This window comes from Streptomyces echinoruber (assembly GCF_014651135.1).
GTDB classification, from domain to species: Bacteria; Actinomycetota; Actinomycetes; order Streptomycetales; family Streptomycetaceae; genus Streptomyces; species Streptomyces echinoruber.
This window is the reverse complement of sequence record NZ_BMWH01000002.1, coordinates 48399-73706: the sequence shown is the minus strand read 5'-3', so window position 1 is coordinate 73706 and position 25308 is coordinate 48399. Positions and strand designations below refer to the sequence as shown.

Genomic DNA, 25308 nt, shown 5'->3' with positions numbered 1-25308 from the left:
CCGATTCACGCCCGGTTCACGGTTCACACCTTCGGCTGCGCGCCCGCCGCCAGGGTGCCGCACAGCGAGGTGGCGCCGCCGGTGGCGTAGGGGTTGGTGTCGGCGGGGCCGCCCGGCTTGGCGGTCTGGCCGGCGAGGAGGGGGCGCAGGCGGTTGGCGGAGTCCTCGGCGCAGGACAGCGGGCCGGCCTGGATGTAGGCGTCGGCGAGCTGGAGCTGGTGCAGGCGCAGGTCGTCTCGGTCGAAGCGGAAGTGCAGCGCGCGGCGGACGGTGAAGAGGGAGGTCCTGGCCCGGTCGTCGGCGCCGGCCGGTTTCAGGGCGTAGACCAGGGTGTGGTCGGCGGTGACCTCGAGGGTCGCGGAGTCGGTCTCGGTGGCCTGCAGAGTGCCCTGGACGCGGACCCTGCGGTCGGCGAGCTCGACGCGGGAGGCGTCGAGGCGGACGAGCCAGCCGGTGGCCGCGTGCCGTCCGTCGGCGGCGGGGCGGGAGACGCTCTGGTCGAACTGGTCGAGCTGGTCGGAGTCGACGAGGGCCCGTACGGGCCGGAGCTGGCCGCCGGTGAGGACCTCCGGGTGGAGGGAGGACTGGACGAGGTAGTCCTTGGCGGTGGTCAAGGCGGCGAGGACCTGGCTTTCGGAGAAGTGCGCGGTGCGCCGGTAGGGCGGCAGCGGCATGCCCGCGGCGCCGACGCGGAACTCGGCGGCGGGGCTGTGCGCGTACAGATACTCGGTGTCGACGGCGCCGGGCACCTTGCCGCGCGGGGCGAGCGGGACGACGGTCATCCGGGCCGGCTCGGGGGGCCGCTGGGCGGTGGCCGTCTGGTAGGGGTGCCGTATGCCCATGTAGATGGCGGTGCCGAAGGCGAGGGCTATGAGGAACACCAGCAGCAGCGCCTGACGGGACAGGCCGCGGCGCAGGGGCGGCCGGCGGCGCACGGCGGGCGTGTGCTCGGCCATCCGCTCGTGGGCGGAGTACTCCTGGAGGCGGGCAGCGCGGACGAACGACTCGTCGAACACGACGGATCGGTATTCGTCCTCCGCACCGCCGGGGAAGCCCTCGGGGTTCCCCTCCGGTGGGTCGCCAGGCCCTCCCATACCTTCAGAGTAGGTCCCCGCACGCGCCGGTAAACGCGCTGGTACACGACAAGTTCTGACAGCTTCTCACCGGCGCGCTCACCGTCCGTCCGGGCAGGGTTCAGGGCGTGCGCGGGATCACCGAGACGGCCGGCTGGGAGTAGTCGGCGGAGGCGGAGGGGGCCGCTGAGCCGCCCCGGTCGACGCCGGTGGAGGCGGGCGGCGGGACACGGTCGCGGTTGTTCGAGGAGGCGCCCCGGTAGACGGCGGTGAAGGCGAGGGCGACCATGCCGATGCCCATGACGAGGGCGAGCATCCAGGCGACCGGGCGGTGCCAGCGGACCTGCTTGCCGTAGGGGCCGTGGAGGCCGTGGCGCCGGTCGAGGACGTCGGCGTCGTCCAGGTCGTCCAGGTCGTCGAAGTCCGGATCATGGCCGAAACCGTGTTCGCCGGCGAGGAGGCCGTCCTCGTGGCGCTCGCTCTGGGCGCGGGCCCGGCGGGCCTCGGCCTCGGCTCTGGCCTGGGCGGCGGCCAGGAGGCGTTCGACGGCGGAGGGCTCGTGCACCACGGCCGCCCGTACGAAGGCCTCGTCGAACACCACGGAGGCGAACTCTTCGTCCCACTCCCCGCGGTCGTGGTCGTCGTCGGGCTCCCAGCCGTCAGGGAACGGCGTGCCCCCCACGTCCTTCGGCACGGTTCCAGGGTAGACCTGGGGGGTCAATTTGGGCAGACGGCAGGGAAATTCATCCGCCTGCCGAGACGGTTTCCGGTCAAGGCCGGCGCATACCGGGCGCATATGCCGTCGGCCCATGCGCCCGGTTCGGCCCGGGCGGTTCGGATCCGCCCGGCGGCCGGCTCAGCGCCGTACGTGCCCGTCGCCGGTGACGATGTACTTCGTGCTGGTCAGCTCCGGCAGGCCCATCGGGCCGCGGGCGTGCAGTTTCTGCGTGGAGATGCCGATCTCGGCGCCGAAGCCGAACTGGCCGCCGTCGGTGAAGCGCGTGGAGGCGTTCACCGCGACCGTCGTGGAGTCGACCAGCTGGGTGAAGCGGCGGGCGGCCTGCTGCGAGGTCGTCACGATGGCCTCGGTGTGCCCGGAGGACCACAGCCGGATGTGCTCGACGGCCTTGTCGAGGGAGTCGACGACGGCGGCGGCGATGTCGTACGACAGGTACTCGGTCTCCCAGTCCTCCGGGGTGGCCTCGACGACGGTGGCGCGGGAGTCCTTGGCGTACGCCATCACGCGCTCGTCGGCGTGCACGGTGACCCCGGCGTCGGCGAGCGCGTCCAAGGCGCGCGGCAGGAACCGGGGGGCGATGTCCTGGTGGACGAGGAGGGTCTCGGCGGCGTTGCAGACGCTGGGCCGCTGCGCCTTGGAGTTGACGAGGATCTCGACCGCCGTGTCGAGGTCCGCGTGGGCGTCGACGTAGACGTGGCAGTTGCCGGTGCCGGTCTCGATGACGGGCACGGTGGACTCCTGCACGACCGTGTTGATCAGGGAGGCGCCGCCGCGCGGGATGAGCACGTCGACCAGGCCGCGGGCGCGCATCAGCTCGCGCACGCTGTCGCGGCTCTCGCCGGGCACGAGCTGGACGGCGTCGGCGGGCAGCCCGGCGCCGCCGACGGCGTCGCGCAGCACCCGCACGAGGGCGGTGTTGGACTCGTAGGCGGAGGCGGAGCCGCGCAGCAGGACCGCGTTGCCCGACTTCAGGCAGAGGGCGGCGGCGTCGACGGTGACGTTGGGGCGGGCCTCGTAGATGATGCCGACCACGCCGAGCGGCACGCGGACCTGGCGCAGGTCGATGCCGTTGGGGAGGGTGGAGCCGCGGACGACCTCGCCGACCGGGTCGGGCAGCGCGGCGACGTGCCGCACGTCGGCGGCGATGGCGCGCACCCGTTCGGGGGTGAGGGTGAGCCGGTCGACGATGGCGTCGCTGGTGCCGGCCTGGCGGGCCTTGGCGACGTCCCGGGTGTTGGCCTCGACGATCTCGCTCGTGCGGACCTCCAGCGCGTCCGCGATGGCGAGCAGCGCGTCGTCCTTCTCGGCGCGCGGCCGGGGCGCGAGGTCGGCGGCGGCGGCCTTGGCGCGGTAGGCCGCCTGGATGACCGGGGACATGGAGTCGTACGGCGAGAGCGTGGTCATGAGGGAAGGGTAGTGCGCGATCCGGGACTGTTCGGGCGCCGGTCCACACCCCGAGACGGGTGCGCGGGGCCCTCGCACCGGCTGCCGGGGCCCGCGAACCGACCGGATGCCGGCCGCGACGGACCGGCTGCGGGGCCTGCGGGTCGGCTGCGGGGCCCGCGGGCCGACGCGGGTCCGGGGCGTGCGAGCCGGCCGGGTCAGAAGGAATGGACGCCGGCCGGGTCAGAAGGGATGGACGCCGACCGGGACCGCCGGAGGCGGGCCGTGGCCCTCGGCGAGGCGCTGGTGGTAGGTCTCGCGGTCGATGACCTCCAGACCGACGATCTCCCACGGCGGAAGGTTGGCGGAGCGGCGGTGCTCGCCCCACAGGCGCAGGGCGACGGCGGCCGCGTCGTGCAGGTCGCGGGCCTCCTCCCAGTAGCGGATCTCCACGTGGTCGGCCGCGTATCTGCTGGTCAGCAGGAAGGGATGGTCGTGGGCGAGCTGCTCCAGACCCCGGCGCAGCTCCGCCAGCGGGGTCTCCGGACCGGAGAGGCTGAGGGTGACGTGCCACAGGCGGGGCAGCTCCCCGGGTTCCTCGCCCGCGAGCCGGTCGCCGGCCGGCACGCTGGTCAGGGCGCGCTCCTCGCCGGCCGCCCGGGAGGAAACTCCGCGGGACGGCGCCGTCCCGGGGCGCACTCGTCTCACGACGGCCTCCTTCACAAGCCGCGCCGATGTCCTGACACCCCAGTGCAGCAGGCCGCACGGCTCCATGGGGCGGTTTTACGGAACGTCCCCCACCGGGTACCGCGCCCGCGCGAGTGTTTCGGTCCGCTTTCGGGATCTTTTCGATCGCTCAGGCGGGAAGGATCACCAGGTCGTCCCTGTGTACGACCTCGCGTTCGTACGCCGGGCCCAGTTCGCGCGCCAGCTCCCGCGTCGAGCGGCCGATCAGCCGCGGGATCTCCTTGGCGTCGAAGTTGACGAGCCCGCGGGCCACCGGGCGCCCGGCGGCGTCCCGCAGCTCGACGGGGTCCCCGGCGCTGAACTCGCCCTCCACGGCGGCGATCCCGGCGGGCAGCAGCGACTTGCGCCGTTCGACGACCGCGTGCACGGCGCCGTCGTCGAGGGTGAGCGCGCCCTGCGGGGTGGTGGCGTGCTGCAGCCACAGCAGCCGGTCGGCGGAGCGCCTGCCGGTGGGGTGGAAGTAGGTGCCGGTGTCACCGCCGGCGAGGGCCTCCGCGGCGTGCACGGCGCTGGTGAGGACGACGGGGATGCCGGCGGCGGCCGCGATGCGGGCGGCCTCGACCTTGGTGACCATGCCGCCGGTGCCGACGCCGGCCCGGCCCGCGCTGCCGATCTCGACGTGCGCGAGGTCCCCGGGGCCGCGCACCTCCGCGATGCGGGAGGTGCCGGGCCTGCTCGGGTCGCCGTCGTAGACGCCGTCGACGTCGGAGAGCAGGACCAGCAGGTCGGCGCGGACGAGGTGGGCGACGAGGGCGGCGAGGCGGTCGTTGTCGCCGAAGCGGATCTCGTCGGTGGCGACGGTGTCGTTCTCGTTGACGATCGGGAAGGCGCCCATCGCCAGCAGCTTGTCCAGGGTGCGGGAGGCGTTGCGGTGGTGGGCGCGGCGGCTCATGTCGTCGGAGGTGAGCAGGATCTGGCCGACGCGGATGCCGTAGCGGGCGAAGGAGGCGGTGTAGCGGGCCACGAGGAGGCCCTGGCCGACGCTGGCCGCCGCCTGCTGGCGGGCGAGGTCCTTCGGGCGGCGGGTGAGGCCGAGGGGGGCGAGGCCGGCGGCGATGGCGCCGGAGGAGACCAGGACGATCTCCCTGCGCCCGTCGCCCGCTCGTCTCCCGCCGGCGCCCTCGGCCGGGGCCTTTCGGGCCGTCCCCTCTTCGCGGACCTTGGCGAGCACGTCGACGAGCGCGTCGACGCGATCGGCGTCCAGTCCGCCGGAGGCGGTGGTCAGCGAGGAGGACCCCACCTTGACGACGATCCTGCGGGCCTCGGTCACGGCCTGCCTTGCCCCTGCCACCTTGTGTCGCATCCCCTCGCGTCGGTACGGCTGCCCGCTCGGCAATCTACGCGAAGCGGGCCGGGCGCCGTGCGGCGGTCCGGCTGCCGGACACGGGCGAAGTGATCGTTTGCTCACGCTTCGCATACGGCAAAAGGTTGTACTGGTTTCCTATGGAAATTAAAGTCCCGGCAAATTTAATGTGCACGATGTGTCGCAGTCTGTCGGCGCCGTCAGGCGCATTCTCCTCAGATCGGGCAAGAGCCCCTTTGACGTCTTCACGGTCGAGGAGGCCCTCCACCGGGACGTCTTCGCCACCAACTCCGGCAACCTGCTCTTCAGTGACGCCGCACACAAGATCCTCAGCACCCCGGACACCGAGGTCGTCTCGAACGGCATAGCGACCGACGTCTCGGCGGCCGGGCGGATCAACGAGGAGTACGACGTCTTCGTGGTGCCGCTGGCCAACGCCTTCCGCCCCTCGTTCGAGGCGTCCCTGCAACGGCTGACCCGGTTGATCGGCAAGCTGCGGATCCCGGTGGTGGTGCTCGGCGTGGGCGCGCAGACGGGGGTGACCTACGACCCGTCGCGGCTGAAGGCCATGGAGCCCACGGTGCGGGCCTTCTGCTCGGCGGTGCTGGAGCGCAGCGCGTCGATCGGCGTGCGCGGCGAGTTCACCGAGCGCTACCTCAGGGACATGGGGTTCCGGGACGTCGAGGTCATCGGCTGCCCGTCGATGTTCCTGAACGGCGACCGGCTGACGGTGGAGAAGAAGGCCGGCGCGCTGACGCCCGCGTCGCGGATCGCGGTCAACGGCTCGCACACGGCGGTGCGCGCCGGCCTGCACCGGATCATCACCCGCGCCCACGCGCGCTACCCGAACCTGTGCTACATCGGGCAGAACCTCACCGACGCCAAGCAGCTCCACTGGCGGGACACCGACTCCCCCGCCGGCCGGATCACTCAGATGCCGACGCACCCGGACCACCCGATGTACCGGGAGGGCAAGGTCCGGGTCTACGTCGACCCGGTCACCTGGATCGACGACCTGCGCGGTTTCGACTACTCGTTCGGCTCGCGCATCCACGGCAACATCGCCGCCCTGCTGGCGGGCACCCCGGCGACCGTGCTGGCCTTCGACTCGCGCACGCTGGAGCTGTGCCGCTACTTCGAGATCCCGCACCAGCGGCTGGACCGCACGCCCGAGGACACCGACCCGGCGGAGCTGTACGAGCGGGCCGACTTCGGCGCGCTCACCGGCAACCACCGCGAGCGCTTCGACCGCTTCGTCCGCTTCCTCGACAAGAACGGGCTGCGGAACACCTTCACGCACGGCGACGGCGGCGCGGCCTTCGAGCAGCGGCTGCGCTCACTGTCCTTCCCGGCCGGCATCCGCCCCTGGAACGACATCGACCTCGCCTCGCTGACCACGCGGTTCGGCTTCCTGCAGCAGCGCATCTCCGAACTGGCCGCCAACAACGCCCAGTTGAAGCGGGAACTGGCCAAGGCCAAGGGGAGCGCGGCGAAGGCGGCGGCCAAGGCCGCCGCTCCCGTCACCCCGCACTCGGTCTACCGCCGCGCCCGTCGCATCGTGGCCCGTCCCCTGCGCCGGGCGCTGCAGCCGGGCCGCGAATAGCGCGGGGCGGCCCGCCCCGGGGCGCGGCCCGTCAGAGGGCCGGAGCCGCGCCCTTGGGGGTGGCGCGGCGCTGGGACAGCAGGCGGCGGGTCTTGCGGGCCGCCCTGCGCAGGACGGATTCGACCTGGTTCCGGCGCCAGCCGAGGAACGCCTTGGCCTCCCGCTCCTCGGCGAGGTAGACCCAGTCGGGTATCCGGGCCTTGCGGGAGCGGAAGTGCGGGTAGACGAGGTAGACCCGGGTGCCCCGCCGCTCCAGGATGGCGGCGGCCTGGCGCTTGGCGCGGAGGAACTCCAGGACGTCCTTGAGCAGGTCGGGGCGCTGCTGGGCCACCAGGTACAGGCGCAGCCGCTCGTGGACCTTGAGGCGGTGGGCGACGCCCTCGTTCCAGTGGGCGTCCATGAGCGGCTTGGCGAGTTCGAGCTTGTGCCGCTGGACCTCCTCGCTGTCCTTGAGGAACCTCGGCCCGAACTGGGGCAGGAGCGTGACCAGGAAGGGACGGACCATGAGCGCGTCCCGCTTCGCCCCGGGCGGGACCATCTCCGCGATGAGGTTCATCAGGGCGCGGGCGGAGTCGAAGCGCAGGGTGTAGCCGCCGGTCTTGGTGACGTGCTTGCCGTCCTCGCGGCCGACCAGGTAGTAGCAGGTGTAGTCGGCGATGACGGAGACGCCGTCGGCCCGCAGGTAGGCCTCCATCGTGAACAGGGCGTCCTCGCCGGTCCACAGCGACTCGTCGAAGCGCATGCCGTGCCGCTCCAGCAGCTCGCGGCGGAACAGCTTCTGCGCGCTGAGGGTGAACTTGATGTTGGAGGAGAAGACGTCGGTGCGCTCCAGCGTCTTGCCCCACATGGATTTGGGTGCGGTGCGGTTGACGCCCTCGACCCGGCCGAGGACGACGTCGGTGCCGTTGCGGTCGGCCATGGCCACCATGCGCTCCAGCGCCTCGGGGCCGAGCCGGTCGTCGGCGTCGAGGAAGAAGACGTAGCGGCCGGTCGCCTTGGCGAGGCCGACGTTGCGCGGGCCGCTGGGCCCACCGGAGTTCTCCTGCCGGATCACGGTGACCGGCATGGGAGCCCGCGCGGCGAACTCCTCCAGGTACTCCCCCGTGCCGTCGGTCGAGCCGTCGTCGACTGCGATGACCTCCATGCGGGCCGGGTCGATGGTCTGCGCCTCGACGGAGGCCAGGCATTCCACGAGGTACGGCATCGCCTCGTAGGCCCCGATGATCACGCTGACGTCCGGCTGCGCCGCGGTCACGCGTCCCCCTTTTTCACTTCTTGTCCTCTCAGAAAAAGCAATTCCCCCGCATAGCCCCATGGCTACTGCTTAGACGGATGATCACTTGGAACGGTTGCTCCGTCCCCATGGACCGGTGACGCGAGTCACATGGTGTACGGGCAGGAAAGCACCGTAGCCCGTGACGGTAAGCGCCGGTAAAGACCGGGAAGCGCCAAAGAGTCCGGGCGGGCGGGGAGTTCACGCGCGCAGCACGCCGGGCGCGAATCTCACGCGCGGAACACGCGGAGCGGGGGCGTGACGAGGGCCCGGCCCCGGGGAAGAGGTCCCCGGGGCCGGGCCCGATGCCGAACGGCGGAGAAGGCGAAGGAGGTGGAGAAGGGGAGGAGCGGGGCCTTTTCAGCCCGCGTTCACCCCGTCCGCCTCGCCGGTGGCCGAGGAGCGGGGTCCCGGCATCGCTCCGGCCAGGTCGGTCTCGGTGACGCCGCCGGAGGCGACGCGGGTCGCCTGGCCGAGGTTGCGGGTCTCGGCCTTGATCGCCAGGTTTTTCACCGCGGTGTTGAACTGGTCGATGGACTTCGGCTCGTCCGGGCCGAGCAGGTACTCCTTGAGCTCCTTGCGGTCCTTCGCGAGCGGGTCGGCGGCCGGGTCGCGGACCGCGTCGAGCAGCGCGCCCAGCTCGTTCGCGCTGTTGGAGAGGATCACGGCGGCGCGCACGGCGGTGTTCTGCCGCTTGAACTCCTCCTCGCCCAGGCCGGCCGAGTCGGTGACGGCGTACGGCTTGCCGCTGGCGATGAAGTCGGAGACGACGGAGGAGATGTCGGAAACCATCGCCTCGGAGACGTTGAAGCAGTCGTACAGGCGCGGCTCGGCGCCGGTGATGACACGGTGCTGCCAGCTCGGGAAGGAGCGCCAGTAGGCGTCGTTCCACTCGGCGCGCAGCCGGGCGATCTCCTGGTGCTTCTTCAGGTCGATCATGCCCTCGCGGGTCTGCTCGGCCTCGTCGCCCTGGTACGCGCCGCCGGCGAGCTCGGCGAGGCGCGCCTCGATACGGGCGAGCTCCTCCTTGGCCCTGGCCTGGGCGGTGGTGTCGGCGGTGAAGCGGGGGTCGGCGGCGCGCTCGGCGGCGGCCTTCTCCACCAGGGCGGTGATGCGCTGGTGGGCGGCCTTGGCCTGCGGGCTGCGGGTGCCGGTGAAGGGGTGCGGCTTGTACAGCACGCGCACCGGCGGGTCGGCGGTGATCAGCTTCCGCACGATGTTCTCGCCGGCGAGGAGGATCGAGGTGTTGCCGGGGTTGTCGTCCCAGCCCTCCCAGGTCGGCGCGTACAGGATGGTCGGGATGCGGTCCTCGGGCACGCCCCGCCCGGTCTGGATGGACGCGAGCTGGGGGCGGCCGACCTCGACGATGTCCTCGTCGCGCACGCCGACGTCGGCGATGGCGTAGCGGTCGCGGCCGGCCCGGCCGGCGGTCCACACCTCGTCGTAGACCTTGCTGAACGGGTTGACGCTGGCGATCTTGTCGCTGTCGCCGTGGCCGATGAAGACGTGCTTCATGGTCGGCACGCGCAGCATGTGGATGTTCTTGCCGACGTTGGCGGCGTACAGCGCGACGCGCACCGTGGACAGGTCCATGTTCATCAGGTGCACCCCTCCGGGCACGCAGATGACGGGGACCGTGGTGGGCGCCAGGTTCTGCAGGATGACCCGCTCGCGCAGGATGATCAGCGGCCGGGTGTCGAGCTGCTCCATGGTCTCCAGCCACATGTTCACCTGGTAGGCGGAGTCCTTGGAGCCGGAGAAGTACAGCACCGTCTCGGGCTTGTACCAGCGCAGCCAGTCGTCGACGGCGGCCAGGACGGCCTCGGCCCGGGGCGGGACGCGCCGACCGCGCACGTACGGCGCGAGCGCGAGGACGTACAGGATGCCGAGGCCGAGCGTGACGCCGATGCCCGCGAAGCCGACGACGGCGGAGTCGGTGGCCGCGGAGACCAGCAGGCCGGCGACGGCCGCCAGGTCCAGGTGGAGCATCTTCTCCGCGGAGCGGTGCAGCAGGCGGCGCGGCGGGGCGTCGGGGATGCGGATCCGCGACTTCAGGTCGACGTTGCGGGTGGCGACCGGCAGCCGGCGGCGGTTGCGGATGAGCGTGACCAGGGCGCCGTGCGGGGCCTGCAGGCCGTAGAAGGCGATGAAGCAGCCGATCGCGCCGTAGAAGATCAGGTCGCTGGAGAGGGACAGGCGGGCCAGCAGCAGGACCAGGAGCAGCTGGCGGATCAGGAAGCGGATCGACAGGCCCGCGCGGACCTTGCTGAGCCGGTTGATCAGGTAGCTGCTCTTGCGGTGCAGATAGTGGTCCGCCAGGTACGTCACGGCGGCCGCGGCCGCGAAGGCGGGGACGCTCGGGACGAGCGCGGCCAGCATGAGGCAGGGGAAGCCCAGCATCATGAGGACCGCTGCGGCCAGCTCGGCCGCGCTGCCCACCCGGGCGACGCGAATAGCGGTGGATATCACGGAGAAACCTGCTCTGGGAGGGGTGCCGGTCTTTGTGGTGATTTATCTAGCCTAGGGCGCTTGGTCCGACCCTTCTCGATGGAAGACTCAGGCCTCTGTGAATACACGGTGAACATGTATTCACAGAGGCCTGAATTACCAACGGCTAATTGCCGTCGATTATGCCACGCCCTCCTGGCGGTCCAGCACGCTGGCCAGGGCCTGCTCGAATCCGGACGCCTTGCCGGCGGCCGCGGTCGGGTCCTGCTGGCGGACGTCGATGACGTGCCCGGTGAGCTCGCTCAGCAGCACGTCGAGGGAGGTGCGGGCCACCGCCTCGGAGGACAGCAGGGTGCCCGCGGGCTCCTGCCCGAAGGCCTTGGTGCGCATCGGGGTGGCGGTGCGCTCGGGGTTGATGCAGTTGACGCGCACCCCGTCGCCGGCCCACTCGTCGCTCAGCGCCTGGGTCAGGTTGACCACGGCGGCCTTGGTGGAGGAGTACAGGCTGTACTCGGCGCGGCCGCGGGTGTAGCTGGAGGAGGTGAACAGCAGCAGCTGGCCCTTGGTCTCCGCGAGGTACTTGTAGGCCGAACGGGCGATCTGCACCGGCGCGAGGTAGTTGACCTTCAGCGCCTCCTCGATGGTGGCGTTGTCGGTCTCGGCGAGCTTGCCGATGCGCAGCACGCCCGCGGTGTTGACGACGTAGTCGATGCGGCCGGTCTCGGCGTACGCCCGCGACAGCGCGTCGTCCACGTCCTCGGGGTTCTCCACGTGGGTGCCGGTGGTGGAGCGGCCCAGGGCGTAGACGGTGGCGCCGTAGGACTCGGCCAGCTCGGCGATGTCCTTGCCGATGCCGTAGGAGCCGCCGAAGACGACGAGGGTCTTGCCGGTGAGGAGCTGCCGGTAGGCGTCCTCGCCGTTCTGCTCGGGGGCGGCGGTGGAGGCCAGCTGGAACAGCTTGTCGGCGATGAAGACGTCGACCGGCTGGGTGACCTTCATGTTGTACTCGTCGCCCGCGACGACGTGGATCGGCACGTCCGGCAGGTAGCGCAGGACCACCGTGCAGTCGTCGGTCGCCTGGAAGTTGGGGTCCTTCGCGGCGACCTCGTAGGCCCGGCGGATGGTGGACAGCTTGAAGGCCTGCGGGGTCTGGCCGCGGCGCAGGCGGGAGCGGTCCGGGATGTCGGTGATGAACTCGCCGTCCTCGCCGTGCGTCCGGGTGACGATGATGGTGTCCGCGGACGGGATGGCCACGTCCACGGCCTGGTAGCGCTCCAGGGCGGCCACGCAGTCGTCGATGACGCGCTGCGACAGCAGCGGGCGCACGGCGTCGTGGAAGAGGACGTTCAGGTCCTCGCCCTCGGCCAGGCCCTCGCTGAGCGCCGCGATGGCGCGCTCGGTGGTCTCGTTGCGGGTGGCGCCGCCCTCGATGATCTTCGAGACCTTCGTGAACCCCGCCTTGGCCACGATCTTCTCGACGTCCGCGACGTAGCCCGGCGCCATCAGGACGATGATCTCGTCGATGGAGTCGGCCTTCTCGAAGGTGGTCAGGGTGTGCTCGATGACTGCCTTGCCGGCGATCTTCAGCAGCTGCTTGGGGATCGACAGACCCACGCGCTGGCCGGTACCGCCGGCCAGGATCACTGCGGTGGTACGGGGCTTGGCTATGTGCTGTGACACAGGTGACCTACCTCGGGGCGACTGGGAACCCGGAAATGGTCCCACTTTCGGTTACCACAGTGCAAGGTGAGCGTCCTCCACCGCATATGTGCGCGCAACCTCTCCTTCACCTCGCACCGCTGGTGACGGGTCCCGCTCTCGGCACGGTTGCCCGGGAATTGCTGTGAGTAACTCCACAGCTCCGCGGCACTGCGCTGCGTGACGGGACCGTCGTCCTCAGCGGCGCCGCAACCGTTTCAGGCAGCGGTGGCCGAGCACCCGCACGAGCTCTTTCGACGGCGTCTGGTGGACCGTGCGCGCCGCGCCGGGGCGGCCCGGCAGCAGCGCCGCCGCGGCGAGCGCCCCGTACAGCGCCCGCGCGGCCGTCTCGGGCGCGAGCCGCGCCGGGCCGGGGGCGGGTTCGGGCTGCTCCGGCACGGTGGACAGCAGCGCGGTGTCACCGAGGACGCGCACGCCCATGGCCGCGATGCGGCCGGCCGTCTCCGCCCCGATCGCGGCGGCCTCCTGAAGCGCCCAGCGGGGAGTTCCGATCTTCACGTCCTGTGGCACGGAAGGGCACGCGTTCTTCATGTGCGGCACCGCGCCGTTGCGCACCAGCCGGGAATACAACTCCTCCGGAAGGCCATTGCCGCGGAATTCTTTATTGAGATTCCGCAGCATTTCGGTCTCGGCCAGGCCGAGGGAGCGGTTCGCCGCGTCCGGAACCGGCTGCAGCAGCCCGTCGGGAAGACCGAGCAGTGTCTCGAAGGTGCGCAGCAGGCCGCCGCGGTCGCGGTCGTCGACCACGACGACGGTCACCCGGTCGGCGCCCACCACCCGCGCCCAGCGCTCCACCAGCCGGTCGTGCCGGTGGCGGTGCCAGAAGCTGGGGGTGGGCTTGTCGTAGGGCGGCTTGCGCAGCATGTGCTCCAGCCAGTCCTCGTAGCCCATGCGCAGGCCGTTCTGCACGTACTGCTGCCACTGCGAGGGCAGGATCCGCGCCGGCGGGCGCAGGGTGACCAGCACGTGCACCCTCCCCCGCTCCCGGCCTCGCCCGGGCGGGGGCGCCCCCGCGCCGTCGAGCTGCCCGACGATCCGCGCGATCACGGCGTCGTCGGGGGCGTCGGCGAAGAACTCGCTGCTGATCACCGAGGTGCTCCGGCCGGTGGCCCGCACCTGGTCGAGCAGCCGCTTCCAGTGCCGGTCGGTGGGCACCGGGTCGCCCATCATGGCGGGGCGGGCGCAGGCGGCGAGGACGGCCTCCATGGGGTGGCGGCTGTGGGCCGGGAAGCGGACGCCGTGCGCGGGCAGCCGCTCCTTCGCGGCGAACAGGGCGGCCTGGACGGCGGTGGTGCCGGTCTTGTGCGGGCCGATGTGGAGCAGCCGGGTGCCGGCGGGCAGGGCGGGGGGCCGTGGCCGGGCGTCGGGTGTCGTCGTCCTGTGCGTCTCCATGGTGAACGGACGGTAAGAGCCTTGCCTGAAGTTCACCTGGGAGGAGCCTGGGACCCGGGTGTGAGTCCCAGGCTCCGTCCGCGCGGGCGGGCGCGGGCCGGACGACCGGGCGGGCCGGACGACCGGGCGGACCGGACGGCCGGGCGGACCGGACGACCGGATGGACCGGACGGCCGAGTGGACCGGACGGCCGGGCGCGGGTCAGACGACCTCGACGCCGGGCCGGCCGTTCTCGACCCGCAGCGTGGCCAGGGTGCTCGGGGTGGCCCGGGGCTCGAGGACCGTGTCGACGACGCGGACCTGGGCGTCGATGCCGTCGCGGCGGATGTCGAAGAGGTGGTAGCCGCGGTGGGCGTCGATCACCTTCCAGTGCGGGTTGTCCGGCCTGCGCGGGTCCCACTCGGCGTGGAAGGCGGTCTGGTCCTGGTCGCCGTTGCTGGAGATGGAGGTGCCGACGAACTCGGCGCCGACGACGGCGGAGTCCGGGTCGGCGAAGTCCTCCTTCAGGTCGCTGATCATCGTCAGGTGCCGGTCGCCGCTGAGCACCACCGGGTTGCGGACGGTCCTGAACTCCTCCAGCAGGGCGTTGCGTTCGACCTGGTAGCCGTCCCAGGCGTCGTAGAACCACAGCTTGCCCTCGCCGACCTGCAGGTCGGTCTCGGCCATCATGATCTGTGAGGCGATCAGGTTCCAGCGGGCGGGCGAGTCGTGCAGGCCGTCGACGAGCCACTGCCGCTGCTCGGCGCCCAGCATCGTCATCCCCGGGTCCTCGGCGCCGGCCTGCGTGGTGGCCTGGTCGCTGCGGAACTGCCGGGTGTCCAGCACGTTGAGCCGGGCCAGGCGGCCGAACTCCAGGCGGCGGTACATGCGGATGTGCGGGCCGTCGGGCACGGCGGTGGCGCGCACCGGCATGTGCTCGTAGTAGGCCTGGTAGGCGGCCGTCAGCCGGGCCACGAAGGCGTCGTGCGACTGCTTGGCGGGGTCCTGCGGGATCTCGCCGGCGAAGTCGTTGTCGACCTCGTGGTCGTCGAAGGTGACCACCCAGGGGGCGGCCGCGTGCATCGCCGCGAGGTCGGGGTCGGTGCGGTACTGGGCGTAGCGGTTGCGGTACTGGACGAGCGTGTACGGCTCGTCGCCGCCCTCGTGTCTGCGCACGGCGGTGGACGACGGCTTCGACTCGTAGATGTAGTCGCCGACGAACAGCACGACGTCCGGGTCCTGCCGGAGCATGTCGGCGTACGGCGTGAAGTAGCCGTGCTGCCAGTTCTGGCAGGAGGCCAGCGCGATCCGCAGGTGGCCTCCGGCGCGGTGGCGCGGCGGCGCGGTGCGGGTGCGGCCGGCGGGCGAGATCTGGCCGTCGGCGCGGAAGCGGTACCAGTAGGTGTGGTCGGCGCGCAGGCCGCGCACGTCGACGTGGACGCTGTGGCCGAACTCGGGGCGGGCCTGGGCGATGCCGCGGCGCACGACCTTCTTGAACCGCTCGTCCAGCGCGAGCTCCCATTCCACCGGCACCGGGCGGTCGGGCATGCCGCCGCCGTTCAGCGGGTCCGGGGCGAGCCGCGTCCACAGCACGACGCCGTCCGGGAGCGGGTCGCCGGAGGCGACGCCGAGGCTGAACACCCCGTCGGGGAGCGGGGTCGCGGCCGCGTGCGCGGTGGCCGGCAACCACAGCTGGGCGGTGGCGGCGGCACCGAGCACGGCGGCACCGGTGGTCAGAAAGCGGCGTCGGTCGGGCGACGGTACTCCGGTCATCGGCGAACTCCCTTGCCTCACGGGCCACTGCGGACATTCGGAAGCTCCCTGGCCGGACGGTCGGCCCGCTGAACAGAGGCATGCGCGAACATGACAACCAGACGGACAACGGAAGACCCGTTGCGGCACACGGGGGGTGGGGAACGCGATGGTGCCACAACGGGTCTGACGCCGTGTCAGTTGACACGCGGCGGGGGTGGGTTTCGGCCGGTCACCGGTTGCCGGTTGTCGGCCCTCGGGTGCCGGTTGTCGGCTCCCGGTCGCCGTGCGCAGGCCGCCGGTTCGCAGGCGCCCGTCCCCGGTCGCCGTACGCCGGCCGCCGTACTCCGGCCGCTGCTCGTTCGGACGGGGCCCGGGCCGCGGCCGGAGCCGCGGCCGGTGGCGGCTCAGGGTGCCCGCGGCCGTTCCGCCCCGCGCCGCTCCGCCCCGTCCCGCTCGCTCCGTGCCGTTCGCCCCGTCCCGTTCGCCCCGCCCCGCTCAGTGGGCGAAGCCGGAGCCGAGGCGGGCGCCGGTCGCCACCGTGCCCAGCGTGCCGTTGCCGAAGACGGTCGTGGCGTTCGGCGCCACGACGGTCCCGGCGCCGGAGCGGAACGTCCACACCGAACCCGCGCCGCCGTTCTCCCCCGGCGCCCCCACGGCGAGGTCCGCGCGGCCGTCGCCGTCGGTGTCGGCCAGCCGGGTCGCCGTGCCGAAGACGTCGCCCTTCTCGGCGCTGCCGGGCACGTTCGGGGTGTTCTGGGTGACCGTGTGCGCGCCGGCGCCGACGGGGCCGTGCGCGGAGCCGTGCAGGACGACGACGGCGCCCGCGTCCGCCACCCGGCCCAGGTCCTCGCCGGGTACGCCGACGGCGATGTCCGCGTACCCGTCGCCGTCCACGTCGCCGACCGACACGTCGGTGCCGAAGCCGTCGCCCGTCTCGGCGGTGCCGGGCACGTCGGGGCTGTCCTGGTTGACGAAGACCGCCTTGACGCCGTCGGGGCCGTCCGGGGTGCCGGGGATCCAGGCGACGCGGCCGCCCTTGGCGCGGTAGGTGTCCAGGTCGCTGTCGTAGCCCTCGACCGCGCGTCCGACGACGAGGTCGGCGCGGCCGTCCCCGTTCACGTCGCCCACGTCGAGGTTCTCGCCGCCCTGCAGGCCGGCGCCGTCGATGTCGTACACCAGCGTGTACGGCGTGAGCCCGTCCGGTGTGCCCAGCCAGTACACGATGCGGCGGGCGTCGTACTCGTCGCCGTCGTTCTCCGTGGCGGCGACGTCGATGCGGCCGTCGCCGTTCAGGTCCCCGGCGGCCAGGTCCAGGACGCGGCTGTCGAACTGGTCGCGCACGAGCTGCTCGCCGCCCGCGGCCGAACCGTCGCGCCGGAACGGGCCCTTGAGGACGCGCAGGTCGTGCTGGTTCTCGACGGTGACGACGTCCGGGCCGGCCAGGGTGAGCCGGCCGGCGGCGCCGAGCCGGTCGGCGACGTTGCGGCCGGTGGCCAGGGAGGAGGCGCCGGACAGCCCGTGCGGCCCGCCCCACAGCACCTCGACGTACCCGGAGTCGGTGCCGCCGCTCACGGTGTCCTCGCCGCCGACGCCGACGACCAGGTCGGCGTACCCGTCCCCGTCGAGGTCGCCGCCCGCCAGCGCGCTGCCGAACCGGTCGCCCGCCTCGGGGGTGCCCGGCACACCGGCGCTGTCCTGCGTGAACACCTGCTTCGTGGCCGTGCGCAGCCCGCTCGGCGAGCCGTACAGCACGGCCACGTACCCGGCCTGCGCCCGGCCCGCGACGGTCGCCGCGGGCGCGGCCACCGCCAGGTCGGCGCGGCCGTCGCCGTTGAAGTCCTGCGCCCGGGTCGCCGGCGCGGGGGCGGCCGGGGCGGCGTGGGCCGCGGCCGGGGCGGCGAGCGCCGCGGTGACGGCGGTCGCCGCCGCCAGGGCGACACGGCGGCGGAGAGGGCGGGGGATGCGGGGGGTCATGGTGGGCTCCCGTCGATACGCGGTGACGTGACCGACGGGTACGACCCACGGGACGGCGGGTTGGTTGCCCCGGGGTACGGCGGAGTTCTCCCGGAGTACGGCCGGAGAACTCCCGGAGTTCACCCGGGAGAACCCGGGTTCGTCGGGTTCGTCGGGTTCCTCCGGCCCTTCCGGCCCCTCCGGCCCCTCCGGCCCTTCCGGCCCCTCCGGCCTTTCCGGTCCCTCCGGTTCTTCCGGCCGGGACGGCGCGTTCCGCGCTCCCCGGCGCCCCTCAGAACGGCTCGAAGTCGCCGAACTCCCGTTCCGCCTCGTCCCGTTCGGCCTGCCGCTCGCGGCGCCGCTGGGCGGCCGGGCGGAGTTCGTCGAGGCGGTGGTCCTCGCCGCGCCGGCCGAGCATCTCGGCGCCGGCCATGACGGACGGCTCCCAGTCGAAGACGACGGCGTCCTCCTCGGGCCCGATGGCGACACCGTCGCCGGGCCGGGCACCGGCCTTCATCAACTCCTCCTCGACACCGAGGCGGTTGAGCCGGTCGGCGAGGTAGCCGACGGCCTCGTCGTTGTTGAAGTCGGTCTGCCGCACCCAGCGTTCGGGCTTCTCGCCGCGCACCCGGAACAGCCCGTCGGCCTCGCGGGTGACGGTGAAACCGGTGTCGTCGACGGCCTTGGGCCGGATGACGACGCGGGTCGATTCCTCCTGCGGCCGGGCGGCGCGCGCCCGGGCGACGAGGTCGCCGAGGGCGAACGACAGCTCCTTCAGGCCGGTGCGGGCCACCGCCGACACCTCGAAGACGCGGTAGCCGCGCGCCTGGAGGTCCGGGCGGACCATGTCGGCCAGTTCCTTGCCGTCCGGGACATCGATCTTGTTGAGGACGACCAGGCGGGGCCGGTCCTCCAGACCGCCGTACTGCTTCAGCTCCTCCTCGATCGCGTCGAGGTCGGAGAGCGGGTCGCGGTCGGACTCCAGCGTGGCGGTGTCCAGCACGTGCACGAGCACGCTGCACCGCTCCACGTGCCGCAGGAACTCCAGGCCGAGGCCCCTGCCCTGGCTGGCGCCGGGGATCAGGCCGGGCACGTCCGCGATCGTGTAGACGGTGGAGCCCGCCGTGACCACGCCCAGGTGGGGCACGAGGGTGGTGAACGGATAGTCGGCGATCTTCGGCTTGGCCGCCGACAGCACGGAGATCAGGGACGACTTGCCGGCGCTGGGGTAGCCGACCAGCGCCACGTCGGCGACGGTCTTCAGCTCCAGCACCACGTCGCGCACCTCGCCCGGCTCGCCGAGCAGCGCGAAGCCGGGCGCCTTGCGGCGCGGCGAGGCCAGGGCCGCGTTGCCGAGACCGCCGCGGCCGCCCTGGGCGGCGACGAAGGAGGTGCCGTGGCCGACGAGGTCGGCCAGCACGTTGCCCCGTTTGTCCAGGACGACGGTGCCGTTGGGCACGGGCAGGATCAGGTCCTGGCCGTCCTTGCCGGAGCGGTGGCCGCCCTCGCCGGGCTTGCCGTTGGTGGCCTTGCGGTGCGGTGAGTGGTGGTACTCCAGCAGCGTCGTGACCGACTGGTCGACCCGCAGGATCACGTCGCCGCCGCGGCCGCCGTTGCCGCCGTCCGGGCCGCCCAGCGGCTTGAACTTCTCCCGGTGCACGGAGGCACAGCCGTGGCCTCCGTTACCCGCGGCGATGTGGAGCTCGACGCGGTCCACGAAGGTGGTCATGGTGGGTGCCTCCAGGTGATGCGTGCAGGTGGTGCGTGCAGGTGATGCGTACGGGCGTTGCGTACGGATGGTGCGTACGGGAACGTCTCTCGGTGACAGGTCTGCCAACAAACCGAGGGCGGACCCGCTTCCCGGCTGCCGGGAAGTCGAGGTCCGCCCTCGCGAGACGTCCGGTCAGGCGACCGGGACGATGTTCACGACCTTGCGGCCACGGCTGGTGCCGAACTCGACCGCACCGGCCTGCAGCGCGAACAGCGTGTCGTCGCCGCCGCGGCCGACGCCGGTGCCCGGGTGGAAGTGGGTGCCGCGCTGGCGGACCAGGATCTCACCCGCGTTGACGACCTGGCCGCCGAAGCGCTTCACGCCGAGGCGCTTGGCGTTGGAGTCGCGACCGTTCCGGGTGGACGATGCGCCCTTCTTGTGTGCCATCTGTTCTCAGTCCCTTACTTCGCAGCCGTGGGGATCTCGGTGACCTTCAGCGCCGTGTACTGCTGGCGGTGGCCCTGACGACGGCGGTAGCCGGTCTTGTTCTTGTAGCGCAGAATGTCGATCTTCTGGCCCTTGTGGTGGTCCACGACCTCGGCCCGGACCTTGATGCCGGCCAGCACCCACGGGTCGCTGGTCACGGAGTCGCCGTCGACGAGCAGCAGGGTCGAGAGCTCGACCGTGTCGCCAACCTTGGCAGTAGGAATCTTGTCAACCTCAACGACGTCGCCGACAGCAACCTTGTGCTGGCGACCACCGCTGCGCACGATGGCGTACACGCGGAAACCCACTCTCTCTTGCTCGGGAAACGGCACCCCCGCAGGCCAGCCGCCCCGCGACGAGGGACGTCGGTGGACGGCCTCTCCCGGCCGGGCCGTGCGGCCCTGACGTCCGGGAGGAAGAGGTTTACGGGGATGTGGCGCGTCAAGGGACACGCCGACCGACGGTCAAGGGTACGGGAGCCCGGCCCGCGGACGCAAACCGGACGGCCGTGCCCCGCACCGTGCCGCCGGCGCCCGGCCGGCCGGTGAACGGCCGATCGGTGAGCGGCCGGCCGGTGGCCGGGGCGCACGGCGACGCCGGGGCGTACGGCGACCGGCCGGGGCGTACGGCGGCGGCCCGCCCGGTCGGAACCGGGCGGGCCGCCGTCACCGCCTCGGGGGCTCGGACTCCGGCGTGCGCCGCAGGGCCGTCAGTCCTCGGTGCTCGCCGTGACGCCGGAGCGGTCCGCCTGCTCGGCCGCCGACGTCTTCTTCGCCGCCGCCTTCTTGGCCGTCGACTTCTTCGCCGTGGCCTTCTTGGCGGTCGTCTTCTTCGCGGCCGTCTTCTTGGCCGCCGTCTTCTTCGTGGCGGCCTTCTTGGCGGTGGCCTTCTTGGCCGTCTTGCGGGCGGCGGTCTTCTTGGCCTTCTCGGCCGGCGCCGCCTGCTCCTCGCCCTCCGGGGTCTCCGTCGCCCGGGCCTCCGTCGCCTGGGCCTCCGTCGCCGAGGTCTCCGCAGCGGGCTCCCCGGCCTGATCGGCGGGCGTCTCCGCCGCCGATGCGGACGGGACGACCACGACGGCCGCCTCCTCGGGCGCGGTGGGCGTCGTCGGCTTGCGGACGGCGCGGCGCCGCGGACGGGCCGGGGCCGGGCCCTCGGCGGGCGCCTCGGCGGCGGGCCGTTCGGCCGGGGCCTGCTCGGGAGCCGGCCCGGCCTGCGGTGCGGACGCCGTGGGCGCCGCGGACCCGGCGGACGCGGCAGACGCAGCGGACGCGGAGGATTCCGCGGGCGCGGACTCGGGGACCGTCACCACGGCGGCCTGCGCACCCTCGGGCGAACCGGCCGGCGCGGACACCCGGCGGGTGACGCGGCGGCGGGTACGGCCCCTGGGCGCGGCCTCCTCGGTCCTGGCCCCGGCCTCCTCGGCCTGCTTCGTCTCCCCGGCCTTCTCGGCTTCCTCGGCCTCCCCGGCCTTCTCGGCCTTCTCGGCCTTCTCTGCCTCGCGGGCCCGGACGACCGGGTCCTCCACGGCGGCCGGCTCGGCCTGCGCCTCGGCGGCCGGCTCCGGCCGCACCGGGCGCGCGGCCTCCTCCTCGGGCGTGACGTCCTGCGCCGTCGGCACCTGGGCGGTCTGCGCCTGCGGCGCAGCCTCCGCCTTCGCCGCCCGGCGGCTCGCCCGGCGCCGGGTGCGGCCGCGGGTGGCGGCCGCCTCGGCCTCGGCGACGCTGCTGTACAGCTCCTCGTCGGGCGCGATGGTGTCGGACGGCTGCACGGGCGCCGCCGCGGCGGCCTCGGCGGCCACCGGCGTCTCGACGCCCTCGGTGCCCTCGGCGCTCTCGGCCTCCGCCTCCTGCTCGGCGCTCTCCGGCGCCTGGACCAGCTGGTCGGCGGCGACGGCCTCCTGCGGCTGCTCGGCACCGGCCCGCGCGCGCTTGCGGCGCTTGCCGCCTCCGCCGCCCGGCGACGTCACCTGGTCGAGGTGGACGATCACCCCGCGGCCGTTGCAGTGCACGCAGGTCTCGGAGAACGACTCCAGCAGGCCCTGGCCGACCCGCTTGCGGGTCATCTGCACCAGGCCCAGCGAGGTGACCTCGGCGACCTGGTGCTTCGTACGGTCCCGGCCCAGGCACTCCAGCAGGCGCCGCAGCACCAGGTCCCGGTTGGACTCCAGCACCATGTCGATGAAGTCGATGACGATGATGCCGCCGAGGTCGCGCAGCCTGAGCTGGCGCACGATCTCCTCGGCCGCCTCCAGGTTGTTCCTGGTGACGGTCTCCTCGAGGTTGCCGCCCTGGCCGGTGAACTTGCCGGTGTTGACGTCGATGACGACCATCGCCTCGGTCCGGTCGATCACCAGCGAGCCGCCGCTGGGCAGCCACACCTTGCGGTCCAGGGCCTTGGCGAGCTGCTCGTCGATGCGGTACGTGGCGAAGACGTCGACCTCGCTGGTCCACCTCTGCAGGCGCGGCGCGAGGTCCGGCGCGACGTGCGAGACATACCCGTGGATCGTCTCCCAGGCGTCGTCACCGCTGACGATGACCTTGGAGAAGTCCTCGTTGAAGATGTCGCGCACGACGCGGACGGTCATGTCCGGCTCGCCGTACAGCAGGGTCGGCGCGTTGCCGTTCTTGGCCTTCTTCTGGATGTCCTCCCACTGCGCCTGGAGCCGCTCGACGTCGCGGCGCAGCTCCTCCTCGCTCGCGCCCTCGGCGGCGGTGCGCACGATGACGCCCGCGTCCTCGGGGACGATCTTCTTGAGGATGGTCTTCAGGCGGGCCCGCTCGGTGTCCGGCAGCTTACGGCTGATGCCGGTCATGGAGCCCTCGGGGACGTACACCAGGTAGCGGCCCGGGAGGGAGACCTGGCTGGTCAGGCGGGCGCCCTTGTGGCCGATGGGGTCCTTGGTGACCTGGACGAGGACGGACTGCCCAGACTTCAGCGCGGTCTCGATGCGGCGCGGCCCGTTGGCCAGGCCGAGCGCCTCGAAGTTGACCTCGCCGGCGTACAGGACGGCGTTGCGGCCCTTGCCGATGTCGACGAAGGCGGCCTCCATCGACGGCAGCACGTTCTGGACCTTGCCCAGGTAGACGTTGCCGACGTACGAGGTCGACTGCTCCTTGTTGACGTAGTGCTCGACGAGGACGCCGTCCTCCAGGACGCCGATCTGCGTGCGGTCGCCGCTCTGGCGGACCACCATCACGCGCTCGACGGCCTCGCGGCGGGCCAGGAACTCGGCCTCGGTGATGATCGGCACCCGGCGGCGGCCCTGCTCGCGGCCCTCGCGGCGGCGCTGCTTCTTGGCCTCCAGACGCGTGGAGCCCTTGATCGACTGCACCTCGTCGGACGGCTCGCTCGCCTTGCGCGGCTCGCGGACCTTGACGACGGTGCGCTCGGGGTCGTCGGGGGCCGGCTCGGCGTCGACGCTGGTGTCACCGGCGCGGCGGCGACGGCGCCGGCGGCGCCGGCTGCTCGTGCTGCCGCCGGACGCGGACCCGGCGGGCTGCTCGTCGCGCGCCGCACCGGCCTCCTCGGCGTCCTCCGCCGGCTGCTCGGCGGTGTCCTCGGCGTCCTGCGCGGTCTGCTCGGCGGCGGGCTCGCCGGCCTCGGCGTCCCCGGAGCCGCCCGCGAAGCCCTGCTCGTCGTGGTCGGCGTCGGCGGATTCGCCGCGGCGGCGACGACGGCCGCCCCGGCGGCGGCGCCGGCGGGAGCCGGTCTCCTCCTGCTCCTCGTCGGCGAAGTCCTCGGCCGACTCGTCGGCGTCGTCCTCCTCCGGCTCCTCGTCGAAGCCGCCGTCACCGGCCCGGCCCTGGGCGGACCCGGCGCTCTCGCTGGTGTCGGCGGTCTCGGCCGCCTCGTCGCCGCCACCGGAGCCCCGGCGCCGGCGCCGGCGGCGCCGCGCGGGCTGCTCGTCGGCGGCGCGGTCGCGCTCGGCGGTCACAGCAGTCTCGGCGGACTCGACGGGCTCGTCGTCGTCATCCGGGTAATCCGGGTAATCCGTCTCCGCGGCCTCCGCGGCCGCCTCGGCGGCGGCCCGCTCCGGGGTCTGGAACTTCGGCTCGGTGAAGACGGGCGGCTGGAACACGGCCACGGCGGGACGCAGCGGCCGGCGCGGCACCTCCGCCTCGGGCGTCTGCCCGGCGGCCGGCGCGGGCGGCGCGGCGAACCCGGCGGCCGCCTTGCGGACGACCCGGCGGCGCGGGCGGCGCGGACCGTCCCCCTCTTGCGGCTCCTGCGGCTCCTGCGGCACGGCCTGCTCGGCGGCGGGCGCGGCACCGGTGGCGGGGGCCCGGAAGGCCGGGACGGTCAGCGGGGCGGGGGCGCTTTCGGCGGCGGCCGGCTCCGAGGCCGCGGGCTTCCCGGCGGCCGGGGCGGCGCCGCCCTCCGCCGGCTTACCGGTTTCGCCGGTTTCGCCGGCCTTGCCGGTCCGGGTGTCCTCGGCGGGCGCGGCGGCGCGGCGCGTGATGCGGCGGCGGGCCCGGCGCGGGGCGGCGTCACCGGTCGCGGCGGCGGTCTGCTCGGCCGGCTCGGCGGCGGTCTGCCCGGTCTGCCCGGCGGCGGTCTGCCCGGTCTGCCCGGCGGCGGTCTGCCCGGCTGCGGTCTGCTCGGCCGGCTCGGGGGTCGCGGCGGACTCGGCCCGGGCGGGCTCGGCCGGCTCGGCGGCGGCCGTACCGGCGGACGGCGAGGTCACGCTGCGGGTCACCCGGCGCCGCGAACGGCGGGGGGCGGGCTCCTCGGCGGCCTCGGCACGCACGGCGGGCTCAGGAGCCGCGGCAGGCTCGGTGGACTCGGTGGACTCGGTGGACTCGGTGGCCGCGGCGGGCTCCTCGACCGGCGGAGCCGGGGTGGACGGCGCCGCGGGCACGACGGTCTCCGCCGCCTCCACCGGCGCGGTCGGCGCAGCGGCACTCCGCACCACACGACGCCGACGACGCCGCGGAGCGGGCTCCTCGCCGGCCTCGGCCTTCTCCGAGGAGGGGGTCGCGGAAACCGCGGCCGGAGCAGCGGGCTCCTCGACCGGCGGGACCGGGGTGGACGGCGCCGCCGGCACGACGGTCTCCGCCGCCTCCACCGGCGCGGTCGGCGCAGCGGCACTCCGCACCACACGACGCCGACGACGCCGCGGGGCGGAGTCCTCGCCGGCCTCGGCCTCCCCGGCAGGCGCACCGCTCCCGGCCGCCTCGTCGACGACTCCGGGGTTTTCGGAGCCTTCAACGGCCTCAGGAGCCTCGGAGGTCTCGGAAGCCTCGGAGTCCTCAAGCAGCTCGATGTTCTCGGGCGCCTCGGTGTTCTCCGCGCTGTTCTCCGCGCTGTTCACGCGCTCGGTGTCCGCGGCGGCGGTCTGCCCGGCCGTCTCGGCGGCCTCCCCGCTCTTGGGCGCGGTCCCGGCGTCGCCCGGGTGCTCGCCGGTCCGTATGGCCGGCGGGTCGGCGGGGTTCTCGGTCTCGACGGAGACCGGGGCGGGCGGACCCGCCGGCCGGGATGCGACACGGCGCCGACGGCGCGGCGGCAAGGTGTCGCTGGGGGTGTTCGGTTCGGAACCCTGGGTGGGTTCGGTCGGTTCCAGCATGCGGGCGTATCTCCCGTCAGGCTCCCGGGCGCCGCGCCTGGTCCGGTGTCGATCGCGTCGACCGCCGTTGACGTCCGCGGCTCGCGCGTTGCGCGGTGCCGCCGTCCGAGGCGCGGGCGCCGCACGGGAGCTCTTATGTCCTGTCTCGCCGGTTCCGTACGCCGTGTTGCGTACGGCCTGG

The 25308-nt window shown here is 73.3% G+C and carries 16 protein-coding genes; 1 reads left to right on the top strand and 15 read right to left on the bottom strand.

Annotation, left to right across the window (positions count from 1 at the left end; translation table 11 throughout):
• Positions 1 to 23: 23 nt before the first annotated feature.
• From IE225_RS03180 to proB, 5 genes are all read right to left on the bottom strand, one after another.
• Positions 24 to 1094, bottom strand: a complete 1071-nt coding sequence (locus IE225_RS03180; RefSeq protein ID WP_190055753.1) for an SCO2583 family membrane protein — start codon at positions 1092 to 1094, stop codon at positions 24 to 26.
• A 100-nt stretch (positions 1095 to 1194) separates the two neighbouring features.
• Positions 1195 to 1767 carry an SCO2584 family spore wall biosynthesis protein gene (locus IE225_RS03175; RefSeq protein ID WP_444545062.1) on the bottom strand — a complete coding sequence of 191 codons (573 nt, stop codon included), beginning with the start codon at positions 1765 to 1767 and terminating at the stop codon, positions 1195 to 1197.
• Between the two features lie 162 nt (positions 1768 to 1929).
• Complete coding sequence (locus tag IE225_RS03170; protein ID WP_190055751.1) at positions 1930 to 3216, bottom strand: glutamate-5-semialdehyde dehydrogenase; 1287 nt, start codon at positions 3214 to 3216, stop codon at positions 1930 to 1932.
• 222 nt (positions 3217 to 3438) lie between these two features.
• Positions 3439 to 3903 carry a DUF8830 family protein gene (locus IE225_RS03165; RefSeq protein WP_506004974.1) on the bottom strand — a complete coding sequence of 155 codons (465 nt, stop codon included), beginning with the start codon at positions 3901 to 3903 and terminating at the stop codon, positions 3439 to 3441.
• 148 nt (positions 3904 to 4051) lie between these two features.
• A complete protein-coding gene (gene proB / locus IE225_RS03160) occupies positions 4052 to 5233 on the bottom strand; it encodes a glutamate 5-kinase (protein WP_190055750.1) in 1182 nt (393 codons plus the stop codon).
• Positions 5234 to 5423: 190 nt separating this feature from the next.
• Between proB and IE225_RS03155 the strand changes: the two genes are divergently transcribed.
• On the top strand, positions 5424 to 6848 hold the full coding sequence (locus IE225_RS03155) for a polysaccharide pyruvyl transferase family protein (protein ID WP_190055749.1): 1425 nt from the start codon (positions 5424 to 5426) through the stop codon (positions 6846 to 6848).
• A gap of 31 nt (positions 6849 to 6879) precedes the next feature.
• Here IE225_RS03155 and IE225_RS03150 read toward each other — a convergent pair whose 3' ends face one another.
• The 10 genes from IE225_RS03150 to IE225_RS03105 all read right to left on the bottom strand — a co-directional run bounded on the left by IE225_RS03150 (position 6880) and on the right by IE225_RS03105 (position 25127).
• On the bottom strand, positions 6880 to 8103 hold the full coding sequence (locus IE225_RS03150) for a glycosyltransferase family 2 protein (RefSeq protein WP_190055748.1): 1224 nt from the start codon (positions 8101 to 8103) through the stop codon (positions 6880 to 6882).
• Between the two features lie 378 nt (positions 8104 to 8481).
• A complete protein-coding gene (locus IE225_RS03145; protein WP_190056081.1) occupies positions 8482 to 10560 on the bottom strand; it encodes a hypothetical protein in 2079 nt (692 codons plus the stop codon).
• Between the two features lie 189 nt (positions 10561 to 10749).
• Positions 10750 to 12249, bottom strand: coding sequence for a bifunctional cytidylyltransferase/SDR family oxidoreductase (locus IE225_RS03140; protein ID WP_190055747.1), 1500 nt, complete (start codon positions 12247 to 12249; stop codon positions 10750 to 10752).
• Positions 12250 to 12465: 216 nt separating this feature from the next.
• Positions 12466 to 13680 carry a hypothetical protein gene (locus tag IE225_RS03135; RefSeq protein ID WP_190055746.1) on the bottom strand — a complete coding sequence of 405 codons (1215 nt, stop codon included), beginning with the start codon at positions 13678 to 13680 and terminating at the stop codon, positions 12466 to 12468.
• Between the two features lie 201 nt (positions 13681 to 13881).
• The gene (locus IE225_RS03130; protein WP_190055745.1) at positions 13882 to 15432 is read right to left on the bottom strand and encodes an alkaline phosphatase D family protein; all 1551 of its coding nucleotides are present in this window, start codon (positions 15430 to 15432) and stop codon (positions 13882 to 13884) included.
• Positions 15433 to 15909: 477 nt separating this feature from the next.
• A complete protein-coding gene (locus IE225_RS03125; protein WP_190055744.1) occupies positions 15910 to 17388 on the bottom strand; it encodes an FG-GAP-like repeat-containing protein in 1479 nt (492 codons plus the stop codon).
• A gap of 271 nt (positions 17389 to 17659) precedes the next feature.
• Positions 17660 to 19096, bottom strand: a complete 1437-nt coding sequence (gene obgE, locus IE225_RS03120; RefSeq protein WP_190055743.1) for a GTPase ObgE — start codon at positions 19094 to 19096, stop codon at positions 17660 to 17662.
• 174 nt (positions 19097 to 19270) lie between these two features.
• Positions 19271 to 19525 (bottom strand): 50S ribosomal protein L27, encoded by a 255-nt coding sequence (rpmA, locus tag IE225_RS03115; RefSeq protein ID WP_190055742.1) that lies wholly within the window; start codon positions 19523 to 19525, stop codon positions 19271 to 19273.
• A gap of 14 nt (positions 19526 to 19539) precedes the next feature.
• Entirely contained in the window at positions 19540 to 19860 is a 321-nt protein-coding gene (rplU, locus tag IE225_RS03110; RefSeq protein WP_190055741.1) for a 50S ribosomal protein L21, read from the bottom strand.
• A gap of 413 nt (positions 19861 to 20273) precedes the next feature.
• Positions 20274 to 25127, bottom strand: a complete 4854-nt coding sequence (locus IE225_RS03105; RefSeq protein ID WP_190055740.1) for an Rne/Rng family ribonuclease — start codon at positions 25125 to 25127, stop codon at positions 20274 to 20276.
• Positions 25128 to 25308: the final 181 nt, after the last annotated feature.

Coding starts and splice junctions, on each gene's coding strand:
- IE225_RS03180 (WP_190055753.1), bottom strand. CDS start 1,094: ATGGGAGGGCCTGGCGACCCACCGGAGGGGAACCCCGAGGGCTTCCCC.
- IE225_RS03170 (WP_190055751.1), bottom strand. CDS start 3,216: ATGACCACGCTCTCGCCGTACGACTCCATGTCCCCGGTCATCCAGGCG.
- IE225_RS03135 (WP_190055746.1), bottom strand. CDS start 13,680: ATGGAGACGCACAGGACGACGACACCCGACGCCCGGCCACGGCCCCCC.
- IE225_RS03130 (WP_190055745.1), bottom strand. CDS start 15,432: ATGACCGGAGTACCGTCGCCCGACCGACGCCGCTTTCTGACCACCGGT.
- IE225_RS03125 (WP_190055744.1), bottom strand. CDS start 17,388: ATGACCCCCCGCATCCCCCGCCCTCTCCGCCGCCGTGTCGCCCTGGCG.
- obgE (WP_190055743.1), bottom strand. CDS start 19,096: ATGACCACCTTCGTGGACCGCGTCGAGCTCCACATCGCCGCGGGTAAC.
- rpmA (WP_190055742.1), bottom strand. CDS start 19,525: ATGGCACACAAGAAGGGCGCATCGTCCACCCGGAACGGTCGCGACTCC.
- IE225_RS03105 (WP_190055740.1), bottom strand. CDS start 25,127: ATGCTGGAACCGACCGAACCCACCCAGGGTTCCGAACCGAACACCCCC.